Raw genomic sequence first — 14,816 nt, forward strand, 5'->3', positions numbered from 1 at the left:
CATACTTCCTGCAAGTGCCACTTGCATTTTTCTATGTCATCTCAACTCATTTCCACTCGTCAACGCCTGATTCAAGCTGCACTTGAGTTGTTTTCTGCTCAGGGGGTCAGCGCTACCACAACCCGCCAAATTGCTGAAAAAGCCGAAGTTAATGAAGTGACTCTATTTCGGAATTTTGGCAATAAGCATGGACTGCTTTTGGCTGTACTGGAAGAGTCCGCAGCCTTCAAGGATTTAGGTGAGTCGCTGGTGCGGCGAGCAACGCCTCCCGGCAATGTCTACCAAGCTCTTAAAGATTATGCAAGTGACACTTTACATACATTAGAACGAGTGCCAGAGTTCGTCCGGTCTGTGGTAGGTGAAGCCGATCAATTCCCGGCAGAAAATCGCCGCGCACTAGGCAGGGGAGTAACAGAGGCAAACCGCTATGTAGCTCAGTATTTAGCTACTGTAATCCAGCAAGGTCATTTAAATACCTACTTACCGGCAGAGAAATTAGCCAGTTTGCTGAATGGGATGATCTTGGGATATGCGGTAATTGAGTTCACCAGCGAATTTCACGAACTTTGGGAGGATAGGGATGATTTTCTGGAAAATTTGGTGGAGTTGTTTTTACATGGAGCCATGTCATCCTCAGCAGAACTAGCAACAAACTCCTTACAAGGAGGGTTCACCACTACAGATGTAGCTGATTTACCAGCTAGTTTGGTTCACGAAATTCTCCAACAAGCCAGGAAATTCGGAGTACGAGATTATGCTTTAGCTTACGTATTATTCGGGGCTGGGTTATCCGCTACAGAAATAACTAGCTTGGAGCGATCACATCAAATCTACGATTCTCAAGGGCACTTCTTGCAAATCACGATTCCCGGATTTGTCCGTCAAGTGCCTGTAAATCAGTGGATTTTGGGCAAACGCTACGGTTCTTTTACTAATAATCCCTTAATCAAATGGCTGAAAAGTCGTAAAGATGCTCAAACAGCCATGTTTCTGAATGAAACAGGTACACCCATCTCAGAATCAGAACTTGAGACACGTTGGCAAGTATGGAGTGAAGGACTATTGACTCCCCAAGGACAAGCGCCAGCGATCGCCCAAGCACAACAAACCTGGCGTGTAGAAATGTTGATGCGGGGGATTAGCTTGGAAAACCTGAGTATCTTTACAGCTTGCGATCGCGCCCAATTACAACCCTATGTCCGCCGAGCCAAAGAAAAAGCTGCCCTAGAGCAAGCTACCCGTTTGGATCATAAACCAGCATAGGAAGGCTATTTCCTTCTAAGTCAATTAGAGATTTTGTCAATATTATGAGTAAGAAATTTTTATCACCTGATTTTTAACCTTGAATACTGGCGCACAATTGCTTATTTACAAATGTCACAGGATTTTTGCTGAACCCAATGGAATTAACTCTACATAAATTTAATTTAGTAAATACTTCTAAAGAGGTATTGCAAAAAATACAATTAAATTTATCGGATATTTAAAAAATTAAATAAAAATCCTAAATAGCAGCCCTAAATGATTTGTGGAAATCTCTATTGCTTTAATTGGAAGAATTTCAGTTTTATAGAAAAACTTGGCAAATAATCCGAAAAGCAATAACTTCAGTTTGTAGTTCAGTATGTACTGATAAAAGTGAGATACATTTTTTTAGCATCTTGGCATTAGCCTACACCAAGCCCTGACGCTCATAGCCTTGCAAAGAAGCAAGCACTGTCTCACCACTACGCGATAATTTCCACAACTCAAATAGGATTGCATTATTATGCCTCGAGTTAATATTAAAACTTCTCAGGTTGTATCTGCTACTAAATCTGTCTTTCAACTTTATTATCAATGGGGATTATCTAATGTTAAAAAAGGTGATTGGAGAAGTTTAGCTATTCAGCTTATAGTGTTGTTACTTTTGACAAGTGTCTTGTTTAATGGAATAAACAAATCTGTAACTGATATTCAAATAAAAATAAGTGAACTTCAAAAATTAATAGAAGATGGTAAGGCTAAGGCTGATACACCAAAAATTAATCCAGAACCCTCACCTAAAGTAACATTAGGGTCAGATATTTCAACTCAAAAACCTTTAGAAACAAATCCCTCCCCTCAAGTAATTTCAAAGCAAGATGCTCAAGACCAAGTAATTCCGAAGCTAGAAAAACTAGAAACAAAGTATAAATTTCCTAAAGAACTTAACTTCAGTATCATTAATGCTTCTAATTTTGCTTCACCGAAAGCAGATGACAATTTTCAAAAAGCATTATTGAAAAGATTTCCTGGAATTTGTGTTGTTCCTAACACTTCTTCGATCGGATGGAAAATGTCTAAAACCAGAATCTATGTCTTAAAAAAACAAAGTATTAATGCTGCTTTATCTATTGCAAGCTGGATGCCAGGATCTCAGGATGTTATTGATTATGAGCATCAATTGAAAAATTCTGTTAAATATCCAGATTTTCCTAATGGTGATGGGCGTATACAAATCAATAAATCTACAGCAGATATAGTTATTGTTTTAGGTAATGATTATTCTAAAATAAATTAGATATCTCCAGAAATTAAGTTTTCACCTAGATAGGATAAGGGCTGGAGATTCTTTTTCAGAGATGTCTACTAGAGGTTGTTTGAAAAGTGTTTTGCTGTAACTTTAGGTACTTTGAGATCCCCCCTAACCCACGCCAGTCGCTCCAGTTGGGGAGACCCCTTGGCACTAGCCTCTCCCCTTGAAAAGTGGCAAACCGGAATCAAAGTCCCCCAATTTATCGGTAGATTTAGGAGGATCTAGAACTTTTGATACCGACAATACGACTTTTCAAACATCCTCTTAGCTCGACTTTATCCATTTTTTTCGCAACGCGATACTCGTGTGGAGTCGTTGCACGAACTCTTAAGCTGAAACCTTTGTAGGGCAGTAGTTTTACTTTTTTAACTTCATCTATAATCTGTGACGTGGAAAAAGTATTTGCCAAAAAGCTAGGGTTTTTATCGGATAAATAAAGCGAGTTCTTAATTTTGGATAAAGTCGAGCTTAACAACAGATTTGAATTAAAACGAATATATGCAGTTTTCATCAACACATATTAAGTAGAGGGTAAGCCAACATTATCCTTAATCAATTCAATGGCTCCATAATAACTCTTAAACCTTTACTAGAGAGTGTTTTGAGCATTTCTTTAGCGTTATATTCACTACTAAAAACTCCTGCTTGCATAACTCTTTGACCTTGCCAAACTGTGGGGAACGCACCAGGAGCAAGGAATCGTACTAAATCTTGATCTTTATCAGTTACAAGTGGCACTACTAGGCGATAACGCACACCAAATTGTGTTGTAGAGTTACCACTATAGGGAATACTTGCAGAACTTGTTTGCAGATTGCGAGTATTAACAATGGGGATATTGCGATCGGGAAGTGGTAAAAGTTCTGAAGCACCTGGAGCAGCATTTTTTAGTATTGGCAATGGCTGCTGCATTTGATCCCTCATACTTCTTGGAACTGGTGGCTGTACAACTGAATTGGATGGAGGCTCAGTGGCAGTAAACTCAATGGTATTAGGATCGATCCGCACGTAATTTAACTGTGGTGTATCAGGTGGCTGTGCGTTAGTTGGTATTTGTCTACCTGACAAGCTGCTAGGAGTAGGAAATCCGGCGACTTTAGAAGTAGGTGGTTGTTTGGATATAGGCGGGGAAAGCGGTACATTATTGGCAGGCATTAATGGCAGCACTTGACTGTTTAATTGCCCAGAAACAGGATTATTTGCTGAAATGCTGTTGCTGGTTTGCCCGTTAGTAGTTTCAGAGACTTCGGGAGATGAGAAGGTAATTTCCCCTGTTGATGGTATTTCTCGTAACGCATTGTTAGGGACAGGAGCGGGTTGAGAATTTTGGGTTGCTAGTGCTGTTGTACCGTTAATATCTACCTTGCCAGTGATGCGATCGCTCACAAGGTTGTTACCAGCAGCAGAAATCACCTGTTTAGCAGCACTAGCGTTAATATCGTGACGAGCATTATTTTGAAATGTATTACTCCCAGGTTCGGATGCATTACCCAAATCCGGCATTGCTTGAGCGATCGCAACTAAACCATCTTCTTTATTATCTTGAATAAGATTGTTACGTAAAATCGGGCGGGCATTTGCTTGTACGACAATTCCCGATCTATTATTCTGAATTTGATTACCTATGAGTATAGGAGCGGCATTTTGGGCAATATTAATCCCAAAACCCGTTTGGTGAAAGACATTTTCCTTCACTTGGGGACTGGAGTTACCAGCAATTGTGATGCCATTGGCTCCATTGCGATCAAAGTAATTCTTACTAATGGTGGGTGCGGCATTACCACAGACAGAAATGCCATCTTGAGTACTGCCAGTAAAAGTATTTTCCGCAACTACCGGATTGCTAGATTCAATCCATAAACCGTAACCACGGCGATTAGGGTTCGTCACCGTTACCCCAGTGAGCAAGACTTGGTTGGCTCCAACAATTGTGACATTTTGACCGGCAAAGCTCCGACTCAAGTAATCACCGCCTCCCTGAATGATGATGTCTTTACCTTGATTGCTGGGGTTGCCTTGAATTGAAATACCCGGTTTCAGTATTAAGGGAAATTCCTCCCCTGTCTCGGCGCTATAAGTGCCGGTGGAAAGCATAATTACAGTATTGGCGTTAGCTAATCGCAACGCTTGGCTAATCGTCTTTACAGGAGTGGATTCGCTGCCATTGCCTGCCTTGTCATCTCCAACACTAGGGTTGACAAATAGCACATTCAGAGGCGCTGAATCTGGTGTTGATGGCATCTGAGCGATGCCTTCTCTACGAGAGGCTGCGCCAACGGCGAGCTCCGCTAACGCACTATCCAGGCTTGTAACTAGGAACGCTATATTTGCCGCCCCCATACTTACAGTAAAAGATAATACTGAAAAACTAAAAAATAAAAGCCTTGCTGATTTCAGAAACTTCAGCTTTGCAAACAAAACATCTACTCTACGGTACTCAGGAAACACACGAGGGAGAATCATATTTAACAAGGCTCCTTATAAGTAATCATAAATTCTTATACTCTCTAGAGAGTATTATGTCGATAATATTACCCATATATTGAGCAATTGGCGATATTTAATACATAGTAATAAATGATATTGGACATCTCCAGAAATTAATTGTGCGTTTCCCAAAATGATTGGTAGGCACAATTCATGAATTATGCCTACGTCATTTTCACTTTTATATCTATCTATTTAGATATAAGAGTGAAATTAAATATGCTTTATCCAAAACCCTTGTAGAGACGTAACGCTGCTAGTATTTACATTGTTTTCACTAATATATTTATTGTGGATTCTCTGGTGTATTCCCTTTTGCCAGTCCTTTGTAAGCTTGTTGTCTACCGTAAAATACTTGACTAAGCTTAGTGCGAAACTGTAGCCTCAAACTACCCTTATCACTGTCTATAGGAACATGGGATAATTTACCGTAACCCTCACGACTACGTTGTTTTGCGTAGATTCCGCAAAAAAATAGTAAAAAAAAGCAAATTAATTAACTTATGGTTACTAGGACTTATGATAATTCACACTTCGATGAAAGCACTAACGGGGTTGTTGTAATGGTCGAGCCATACAGCCAAAAAGAGCAAATACAGCAAGTTGTTTACCGCATTTTAGATGCTAATTTAGACCGCGCTCGTGAGGGCTTGCGAATTATCGAGGAATGGTGTCGGTTTGGATTGAATAATGCCCAGTTGGCTCTTGAATGCAAGCGGCTGCGACAAGAGGTAGCCAAGTGGCATACCCCAGAATTGCGGGCGGCGCGAGATACACCAGGCGATCCTGGGACTGAATTAACCCATCCTCAAGAAGAAGAACGAGCCAGTATAAAATCGGTCTTGCAAGCTAACTTTTGCCGGATAGAAGAAGCATTAAGGGTGTTGGAAGAATACAGTAAGCTTTACCAACCAAATATGGCTAAAGCTTGTAAACAGATGCGCTATCAGGTTTATACCCTAGAAAGTAGTTTAATGGGTTATCAGCGCCATCAATTGTTGTGGCGATCGCATTTGTATCTTGTTACTTCCCCTAGTGAAAATTTATTGAATAACGTCGAGGCTGCACTCAAAGGTGGATTAACGCTTCTACAGTACCGCGACAAAACCGCCGATGATTCTTTACGTCTAGAACAAGCGAGAAAATTACGCCAGTTATGCCACATCTACGGCGCTTTGTTCATTGTTAACGATCGCGTGGATGTAGCTTTAGCTGTCGATGCCGATGGGGTGCATCTGGGACAACAAGATATGCCTATTACTGTTGCTCGGCAATTACTAGGTTCGCAACGTCTGATAGGTCTTTCTACCACAAATAAAGAAGAAATGCAAGCAGCAATTGCTGAGGGTGTAGATTATATTGGCGTGGGGCCTGTTTATGAAACTCCCACAAAAGTAGGGAAGGCAGCAACAGGACTAGAATATGTCAGCTATGCAGCTAAAAATTGCTCAATTCCCTGGTTTGCGATTGGGGGAATAGATGCCAATAATATCAATGATGTGATCGATGCAGGAGCCAAACGTGTAGCAGTGGTGCGATCGCTCATGCAAGCCGAACAGCCTACCCTAGTAACGCAATATTTGCTCTCCCAACTCAATCGCATTAAACCAGAACTCTAAAAGAGTCATTTGTCATTAGCCCAAAGTGAGTAACCAATACCCAATTTCCAATGCCCAATGCCCCACACACATATTATGTCTAATGAGATTACGATTCAGGTAAATGGGGAAAGCCATAGCTGCTCATTTCAAACTTCTTTACCCGACTTACTCCAACAGTTGGGTTTTAACCTCCGGTTGGTGGCTGTGGAGTATAACGGTGAAATTTTACACCGCCAGTTTTGGCCGCAAACAAAAGTGCAGCCAGGCGATCGCTTAGAAGTGGTAACTATTGTCGGGGGTGGTTAGTTGATTTGAGCCAGCAAACCCAAATCCTTGAGGCTGCGTCGTGTAATCTCAATGCGGGCGGGTGCATCTTCTGATTTTTGCATATCAAGGGTTGTCGCGAAAAAGTAGACGTTTTTGTTTTGCTCTAAATAACCCACAAACCAACCAACATTTGGTTTAGTACTCGTTAACCATCCTGTCTTTCCTCGCAGCGTGTAGTCTGGAGTTTGTTCGCGTACCATAATGTCTTTGACAAGATTTATTGTCCGTTGCGAGAAAGGCAAATCGCCTTGATATAACCGTTGCAAAAACTTAATTTGCTGTTTGGGTGTAATTTGCAATAGCTGCGGTTGTAACCAAAAACGATCGATGTCTGCGACAGTGCCAATCTGACGGTTTCCGTAGCCTACTTTATTAATAAATTGCTGCATCCGTTCATATCCAGCCCTACGTGCCAATACTTGATAGAACCAAACAGTTGAATCTTTAAAGGCTTGACGTAAATTTGTATCATGATTCCAGGCATCAATCTCTCGGTGAATTCCATCCCAAGTGAGAACCGCTACATCATCAGGAACTACGCCTGTTTCTAGTGCTACTAGCGCGTTAAAAATTTTGAATGTTGAAGCTGGGGTAATTGCGGTTGCATTACGTTGAAGATTGTGTTCATAGATGCGGTTGTTTTTTGAGTCGTAAATCAAGATAGAGCCTTCACGCCCAAATTCTTGAAAGTGTCGCCCGAAATTTGGCGCTTTAGCGGGACGTTCAGATGAAGTTGAAGCAGGTTGAGCCACAACATACATTGCCCCAAAGGTAATCACACTCACAACAGCAAGACATCCAATGACTGTAAACACAAAAGGTTGCATTCGGTGCTTTGTGTAATGCCAAAGAAATTGCTCTATGCGAAACCAGATGTTTTTCATTGCACATTTAATCACATCACAAACGAGATTTTACACTGTAATCTTGCTCATTTGTAAAGAAATTTGTTAAAGGTTATCCAGAAATATGGCTTATAGTAAATTGCCCTTTTTGATATTTTTTTAATTTGATGATTAAATCCGGTTTAGTTAATAAAATAATTTCACAAAATTGCGTTTTTTTCCTCTGATTTATAAAGCGATCTATGAAGAGTTCTACGCTTGGCTAATTCTTTACCTTTACGACCGAGTTGCTCGCGTAGTTGTTGGTCTTTGCACAAGCGATTGAAAGCTTGAAAAACTTCATAACCAGAATTGGGATTAACTAGTATCCCATTTTCTTCATGCTGAACTGTGTCTATAACACCGCCTAAACGAGGGGCAATTATAGGCTTACCGAAGTAACTTGCTTCTAAATAAGCGATACCAAAACCTTCCATATTATTAGGTTTAGTATCTGATAAAGTCAGCATGGCAAATATGTCGCAAGCTGCATAATAACCTGCTAATTCTCGCTCTGGCACATATCCGGCAAAGTGGACGCGCTTATCAACCCGCAAACGATGTGCCAGAGATTTCAGTTCTGACTCACTTGGCCCTTGACCGCAGAGTATATAGTGGACATCAACCCCAAAAGTTAGCAGTATTGGAATATTATCAATTACTCGGTCGAAACCTTTATGTTTTACTAGCCTGCCGATGGAGAGAATCACTATTGCTGTTTCGGGAATGTTGTACGTCTGACGCACGCGAACCCGTAAATCATCAAGGCTACTGGGACTGGCTACATTATTACCAAATTTTTCTGGTCTGATTACGGGGTTAATGACGTGGGTAGGAGTATCTAATCGGAAAGCAGTTCTCAGGTAGTCTCTTGTATAAGAACTATTACAAACAATGCCTTCGGCGCGTTTGAGTGTTAATTTAAATAGCGATCGCAGCACGGGATTATGTAAAGTGCAAAGAAGATCGTTGCCGTGCAGATGGATAAAAAAGCGAATAGGTAACAAATAGCTCAATAGCAACAATGAAGGAAAATCATAGCCATGGCCCCACTCTATGTAACGATAGTGATAGCGAAAATAGAGTTTAATTGCTAGGACAAATGAGCAGACGATATTGACCAAAGGCTTGAGGATATTTCCCATATAGCCACTACGCCAATATTTAGGATAATACCAACGATACACAGGAAACTGTTGACTCTGATCAAATACTTCATCTCCTGAGCAACTAGCTGCCAGCACAATTATTCGTTCTGGATCTTGCAGACAACGATTGTAGATATATTCCCCAATTACAGCTTCTTTCGGCAGAAAGATCCGGGATATGACTAGGATATCTGGGTATGCAGCTTTATCTCTGATTTCGGCTGTTAGTTGAGAAATATGTTCCATAATAAAGTTGATGACTATATTTCAAATAGTTTTTAATATTTACAATTAGAATTACTTTCAAAGCCATCATTATTATTTTATTTCTTTTAAAACGAATTTGGTAGACAAATTTGAAACCTATTTTAGAAGATTAGTCAGAAAGATTGTTTTTTTATTGTGTTGATTTTATTTTTGTTGCAAATTTATCATTATTTGAGAGTTTCTGTGCATAATGAACAAAAAATAAAAATCAACACTTGTAGCGAAAATGCTCAGTGAACAACTGCTGCGAAAATTCCGAAATTTAGCTATGTTCAAGAGAATATTTTAAACACTTAAACTATTGTGCCAAAATGCCACGAATTATGTCTATTGTGAATAATTTATAAGGATTGCACGCACTGACTAGCTTCCTCCGTAAACGTAAATTCTCAGATGCCAGATGTATTAATGAGTGCTGTTGGTAGTAGCAAGGCGTTTTGCCCGTGCTGAATATTAAGTAATAAGTTCAGAAATAGTATTACTTCTTCAGTGAAAGATTAAAAAAATTAGTCAAAATAATCACTAAAAATTAAAATCATCTGTATAATTCAAACCTGTAGTCTGAAACTAGTCTAAGGCATAGCAAACCATTGCCCGTAGGCGTAGCCCGTCATAGACATCGCAATTTCTGTGAGGATAAACATGTCTTTAGGTACGGTTCCCCAGTCGAGAAATCCCCCCTGCGATCGCTACTTACCCAAGATAAGACGCGGTAAATTGAATATGTAGTCTCTAAAAAGCAATGCTACGTGAATGCTACAAACTTGCTTGTTACAGGCTAGCCTTAGTAACATCCTGCAACACTGCTCCCACCATCGGGAGAAATCATAAATAATAATTTCGTTTTTCAAGCGATTGTCTTATGCGTAAAAAACTACAACAAACCATCAAACCGCTGTTAAAAACCTTCTTAGCCCTAAGCTTGGTGTTAGCTTTGGCTCTTGGTCACGCTGACGGCGCGTTAGCAGCCCGCAGTGGGGGTCGCATCGGTGGTGGCTCCTTTAGAGCGCCTTCCAGCCGCACCTATACACCGCGCACCTATGCACCTCCTGGCGGAGGCGGCTACTATCCTGGGGGTGGTTATGGTGGTGGCTTTGGTGGTGGCTTTGGCTTTCCCTTCCTACTTCCCTTCTGGGGTATTGGAGGAGGATTTGGTGGTCTGTTTGGCATCTTAATTTTCTTTGCGATCGCTAATTTCTTATTGCAAACCTTCCGCCGCGTCTCTAGCGGTGAAACACCAGAAGCAGATTACAGCAGTAACTCTCCTGTTTCTGTAACTCGTTTGCAAGTAGGTTTGTTAGCTCAAGCCCGTGAATTGCAAAATGAACTCAACCACATTGCTGAAACTGCTGATACTAACACCCCAGAAGGCAGAGCAGAAATTCTCCAAGAAGCCAGTCTAGCTTTACTCCGCCATCCAGAATACTTTGTATATGCAGGTGGTGGCACTCAACAAGCCAGTTTAAATTCAGCTGAAAGTCAGTTTAATCGACTGTCACTGGCAGAACGCAGCAAGTTTAGCGAAGAAACTCTTTCTAACGTCAACAACCAGCTAAGAGCAGCCCTTGCCAAAGATGCTTTACCTCCAGCTGGCGAACTCGACAACCCCACGCGTCTATTTACCGAAGGCCCTGGCGAATACATTGTTGTCACCTTGCTGGCGGCGACACTAGGTAAGTTTGACATCCCCACAGCTATTAATAGTGCTGATGATTTGCGTCAAGCTTTGCGGCAAATTGGTAGTATCCCTAGCGAGAGACTTCTAGCAATTGAAGTTCTTTGGACTCCTCAAGCTGAAAATGATACCCTCACATCTGATGATGTGTTAGCAAATTATCCAGATTTGAGACTTGTTTAATCTCTGAGAAATTTTGCGCTTAAGCGCTAAGAAAAACTTTGCATCTTGGTGCAACGAATAAGTTCCCCTTAAGAACAATAACTAGAAAACCGCTTGTCAATGACAAGCGGTTTTTTGTAGAGTTTATATCATTTCCAAATAATTAGTTATGATTTCCACAGTCATTTCACCCCACCTTGCTGTAAGAGTTTACAAAGAGGGGATTAAGGGGCGGGGTTCTCAGAGGTGAATAAGTAATTAAGCGGACATAATTGATATATTTAAGTATGATTTTAGAAACATTTTGGTAGTATTATCAAAATGAATTATACGCAAAGTGTTATCTTATGCCTAGTGTTGAAGCCGACGAAAACCGAGAGCATCGCATTAAAACGGAGATCATTGTAGATGCTGAAGACAAAGAAGACCGGGCTATGGGTTGGTACTACCACCTCGAAGAGGTTCTGAATTTTCCCTTTTTGGCTACATGGACTAAGAAGGGACGCAAATCAGGTGCTGTCGAGGAGAAACAAGTGGAAGTATTGGGAATGGCTCCAGATGATGAGTGCTTAAAAGATATGTATGTAGAAGTGGCTTATATTAATGGTAAGGATGAAGATGTATATTCTGCAAAATTATCTGAAATAGCAGCCATTGATGCTGACAGTGAAACTCAAGAAGCGATCGCAGACTGGTTCTATTGGATTGCTAGAGGTTATAAATTTTGAAGAAGAATTCAGAATCAAAGTGGCAAACTTAAACCTATTTTCAGCGATCGCCTGAGCGCTTGTCTAAGTCCGTAAGTCATAAAGAATTCAATTCTGGCTCCTGACTCCTGAATTCTGTTTTGTTAAATTTTAGGATAAATACCGAATGACACGGCAGGGATTGCCAGCAGCGACAACATTCTCAGGTATATCTTTGACAACTACACTACCAGCACCAATGGTTGTGTTATCACCAATAGTTACGCCTGGACAAATAATTGCATTGCCACCAATCCAGACATTATTACCAATGTTAACTGGGGCAGCTAACTCTCTACCAGAAAGACGAATTTCTGGCTCTGTCGGATGATAGGCAGTATAAATTTGCACATAAGGAGCGCACAAAACATTTTCACCAATATGAACTGTATTACAGTCTAAAATTACACAGCCATAGTTCATATACAATTTGTCGCCAGCAAAAATATTACTGCCATAGTCACAGTGAAAGGGTGGGACTATTAATGCTTTGTCACCGATGTTTCCAAATAATTCTTGCAAAATTTGCTGTCGTTGCTCTTGCTGTTCTTCGGTTGTAGAATTGTAACTTCGCAATAGACGACTAGCTCGCTTCATGTCGGCAGCCAATTCTGGATCTTCGGCCAGATATAATTCGCCTGCAAGCATTTTCTGTTTTTCGGTTTTTTCCATGACAGAATTATAGGGCTTTTCGGTTGTATACCATAACCTTAGTAGCCCCTAGAGTAGCATATTCCATTCTTAACTAAATATGGCATAAGTAGCTTTTCCCTGGCGTTTAGCTTGGTACATCGCAATATCAGCATCCCGCAGCAAAGTTGCAGGTTCCTCATAATTACTAAAATTCCAAGTAATACCAATGCTAGCTGTAGTAGATAATTGATATCCATTCAGGTTAACTGGCAATCTTAAGGAGTCTTGAATACGTTTGGCAACATTAGTAGCGTCGGTAATGTCTTTAATATCCTCCAAAAGAACAGTAAACTCATCACCACCAAATCGTGCTACAGTATCGCCACTACGTAAGCATGACTCTAAACGTCTAGCGATCGCTACTAAAAAATCATCTCCTATTCCATGCCCAAAGCGATCGTTAATCTCTTTAAAGCCATCTAAATCCAAAAATAAAACTGCAAAATAATAATCGCTTCTGCGTTTGCTACGTTCAATGGTTTGTCTGAGCCGATCTAAAAATAAAACACGATTCGGTAATTCTGTTAGCCCATCATAAAATGCATTGCGGATCAGTTGCGCCTCTGTCTGCTTACGTTTAGTAATGTCTTGAAAAACTAAAACCGCGCCAGTAATATTGCCATCTCGATCGCGGATAGGCGCAACATTATCCCCAATTGCTATTTCTTTGCCATCTTTGGTAATCAATGCACAGTTTTCTGGTAAATTTAAAACTTCCCCTGCTTCGATTACATCAGTGACCAAATTTTCGATTTTTTCTCCTACATCTTTATTAACTAAGTTCACAACTTCTATTAAATCTTTCCCGAATGCTTCAGTTTGCTTCCAACCAGTGATGAGTTCTGCTATGGGATTCATCATTTCAATACAACCGTTTGCATAGGTCACAATCACTGCACAGCCCATACTATTAATAATTGCCATCAACCTCTGTTTTTCTTCGTATAATATTTTTTTACTCTGATGTTTGTACAGGGTCATTTCAATCACAAAATGTAAATTACTTTCAATAAATGGTTTGGCTATGTAAGTAAAAGGCTGACTTAGCTGATTTTTATGTAATGTTTTATATTCCGAATACTCCGTTATATATACTACAGGCACATGAAAGTGATTCTGAATAATATCAGCTACGTGGAGACCGTCTATTTCTCCAGCTAGGCAGATATCAATTAATACTAAATGTGGATGAGTTTCTGCTACTTTTTTTATTGCCTCTTCACCAGATTTAGTTATTTCTGATACTAGATAACCTAATTTTTGTAAACTTTTTCTAATATTTGAGGCTATATTTTTTTCGTCCTCAACAACTAAGATTTTGCGGGCGAACATGTTACGATAACCTGTTTGCTAAGGTTCAGATTTTTGTTGTCAGTGTCAACTCAAGTCAAAAGTGCTTATCTTATCATAAACAATCTTTAACTACCCTGTATTCTTGCTTGATATTAATACTGACTAATGAGTAAATAGCGTCATGTTATTAACCTCCGACAATTTCTATGTTTATCAAAGCTAATTTTGATTAATTCATATAGTTAATATGATGCTACTAACATCAAATTAAAATTAGAATGTAATTATCAAGCACTCAAAAAATGATTTTAAAATGTATACAATAATTTTTTGGGAAAGTATAAACACTAAGTATAATATCTATATAAAAATTAATCAAGAAAAAATTTCATGGAATAGAATCACAGTATCTTACTTTAAGATAAGTTAAAAGAAATCTAAAGTGTGTTGTATGTAATATAATAATATACATTCACAAGAATATTATTACTAATAATTAATTATTACTTGTAATTAAAGAGTTTAATTATGCTTGACCTCCAAATAGTTTTTATATCAGATGAGATTTAGGTTACGGTATAAAACAGTCTGAAATCTTGAATGATGAGTGAACTCGTATTACTAATAAATATTAGTCATATAACTAATCGTAATTTTTTGAAGAAAATCTCAGTATGCTTGTAATAGCAGGGCAAGCCTAAATATTTGCAATAGAGAAATTAGTTATATTTCTCAAATCTCAATATTGGAGACATTTTTAATGCACTATTTTATCCTTGCCACGCCACTACGCTTATTTTAAAAATCAAATACTAGCTCTATAGTTTTTGGTTAATACTTAATCACAATTGCTGTCCTCTGAAAATATGCAAGTTAAATGTTCATCAACAGATCGCGATATTTTTTAGTTTTTTGGTATTCATATCAATTTACATTGAAGTTGCATATAATAGAGCGTCGAGTGTGAGTGAGACAA

11 protein-coding genes are annotated in these 14,816 nt (G+C 39.4%); 6 read left to right on the forward strand and 5 right to left on the reverse strand.

Features of this window, described 5'->3' with window-relative positions; translation table 11 throughout:
• The first annotated feature begins 33 nt into the window (after positions 1-33).
• Together RMY27_RS01360 and RMY27_RS01365 are read left to right on the forward strand one after the other, a co-directional pair.
• Positions 34-1,263: a TetR family transcriptional regulator gene (locus tag RMY27_RS01360; protein ID WP_322659762.1), complete on the forward strand. Its 1,230-nt coding sequence runs from the start codon at positions 34-36 to the stop codon at positions 1,261-1,263.
• A 505-nt stretch (positions 1,264-1,768) separates the two neighbouring features.
• Positions 1,769-2,542, forward strand: coding sequence for a hypothetical protein (locus RMY27_RS01365; RefSeq protein WP_322659763.1), 774 nt, complete (start codon positions 1,769-1,771; stop codon positions 2,540-2,542).
• 567 nt (positions 2,543-3,109) lie between these two features.
• Here the strand turns inward: RMY27_RS01365 and RMY27_RS01370 are convergent.
• Entirely contained in the window at positions 3,110-5,020 is a 1,911-nt protein-coding gene (locus RMY27_RS01370) for a DUF1565 domain-containing protein (RefSeq protein WP_322659765.1), read from the reverse strand.
• Positions 5,021-5,547: 527 nt separating this feature from the next.
• On the opposite strand from RMY27_RS01370, the gene RMY27_RS01375 reads away from it, so the two are divergent.
• The gene (locus tag RMY27_RS01375; protein WP_322659767.1) at positions 5,548-6,663 is read left to right on the forward strand and encodes a thiamine phosphate synthase; all 1,116 of its coding nucleotides are present in this window, start codon (positions 5,548-5,550) and stop codon (positions 6,661-6,663) included.
• Positions 6,664-6,738: 75 nt separating this feature from the next.
• On the forward strand, positions 6,739-6,951 hold the full coding sequence (gene thiS / locus RMY27_RS01380; RefSeq protein ID WP_322659769.1) for a sulfur carrier protein ThiS: 213 nt from the start codon (positions 6,739-6,741) through the stop codon (positions 6,949-6,951).
• Here thiS and blaOXA read toward each other — a convergent pair.
• Both blaOXA and RMY27_RS01390 read right to left on the reverse strand, forming a co-directional pair.
• Positions 6,948-7,799: a class D beta-lactamase gene (gene blaOXA, locus RMY27_RS01385; RefSeq protein WP_322659801.1), complete on the reverse strand. Its 852-nt coding sequence runs from the start codon at positions 7,797-7,799 to the stop codon at positions 6,948-6,950. The two genes, thiS and blaOXA, sit on opposite strands and share 4 nt — an antisense overlap.
• A gap of 218 nt (positions 7,800-8,017) precedes the next feature.
• The gene (locus RMY27_RS01390; RefSeq protein ID WP_322659771.1) at positions 8,018-9,250 is read right to left on the reverse strand and encodes a glycosyltransferase family 4 protein; all 1,233 of its coding nucleotides are present in this window, start codon (positions 9,248-9,250) and stop codon (positions 8,018-8,020) included.
• Between the two features lie 883 nt (positions 9,251-10,133).
• Between RMY27_RS01390 and RMY27_RS01395 the strand changes: the two genes are divergently transcribed.
• Both RMY27_RS01395 and RMY27_RS01400 read left to right on the forward strand, forming a co-directional pair.
• On the forward strand, positions 10,134-11,129 hold the full coding sequence (locus tag RMY27_RS01395; protein ID WP_322659773.1) for a DUF1517 domain-containing protein: 996 nt from the start codon (positions 10,134-10,136) through the stop codon (positions 11,127-11,129).
• Between the two features lie 326 nt (positions 11,130-11,455).
• On the forward strand, positions 11,456-11,836 hold the full coding sequence (locus RMY27_RS01400) for a calcium-binding protein (protein ID WP_322659775.1): 381 nt from the start codon (positions 11,456-11,458) through the stop codon (positions 11,834-11,836).
• Positions 11,837-11,965: 129 nt separating this feature from the next.
• Here the strand turns inward: RMY27_RS01400 and RMY27_RS01405 are convergent, their stop codons facing one another.
• A complete protein-coding gene (locus RMY27_RS01405; RefSeq protein WP_322659777.1) occupies positions 11,966-12,526 on the reverse strand; it encodes a sugar O-acetyltransferase in 561 nt (186 codons plus the stop codon).
• Positions 12,527-12,595: 69 nt separating this feature from the next.
• On the reverse strand, positions 12,596-13,879 hold the full coding sequence (locus RMY27_RS01410; protein WP_322659778.1) for a diguanylate cyclase domain-containing protein: 1,284 nt from the start codon (positions 13,877-13,879) through the stop codon (positions 12,596-12,598).
• Between the last annotated feature and the right edge of the window lie 937 nt (positions 13,880-14,816).

It is taken from the genome of Nostoc sp. DedQUE09 (assembly GCF_034530915.1).
GTDB lineage: Bacteria > Cyanobacteriota > Cyanobacteriia > Cyanobacteriales > Nostocaceae > Nostoc.

Coding starts and splice junctions, on each gene's coding strand:
- RMY27_RS01395 (WP_322659773.1), top strand. CDS start 10,134: ATGCGTAAAAAACTACAACAAACCATCAAACCGCTGTTAAAAACCTTC.
- RMY27_RS01405 (WP_322659777.1), bottom strand. CDS start 12,526: ATGGAAAAAACCGAAAAACAGAAAATGCTTGCAGGCGAATTATATCTG.
- RMY27_RS01390 (WP_322659771.1), bottom strand. CDS start 9,250: ATGGAACATATTTCTCAACTAACAGCCGAAATCAGAGATAAAGCTGCA.
- RMY27_RS01410 (WP_322659778.1), bottom strand. CDS start 13,879: ATGTTCGCCCGCAAAATCTTAGTTGTTGAGGACGAAAAAAATATAGCC.
- blaOXA (WP_322659801.1), bottom strand. CDS start 7,799: ATGCAACCTTTTGTGTTTACAGTCATTGGATGTCTTGCTGTTGTGAGT.
- RMY27_RS01370 (WP_322659765.1), bottom strand. CDS start 5,020: ATGATTCTCCCTCGTGTGTTTCCTGAGTACCGTAGAGTAGATGTTTTG.
- RMY27_RS01365 (WP_322659763.1), top strand. CDS start 1,769: ATGCCTCGAGTTAATATTAAAACTTCTCAGGTTGTATCTGCTACTAAA.
- thiS (WP_322659769.1), top strand. CDS start 6,739: ATGTCTAATGAGATTACGATTCAGGTAAATGGGGAAAGCCATAGCTGC.
- RMY27_RS01400 (WP_322659775.1), top strand. CDS start 11,456: ATGCCTAGTGTTGAAGCCGACGAAAACCGAGAGCATCGCATTAAAACG.
- RMY27_RS01375 (WP_322659767.1), top strand. CDS start 5,548: ATGGTTACTAGGACTTATGATAATTCACACTTCGATGAAAGCACTAAC.
- RMY27_RS01360 (WP_322659762.1), top strand. CDS start 34: ATGTCATCTCAACTCATTTCCACTCGTCAACGCCTGATTCAAGCTGCA.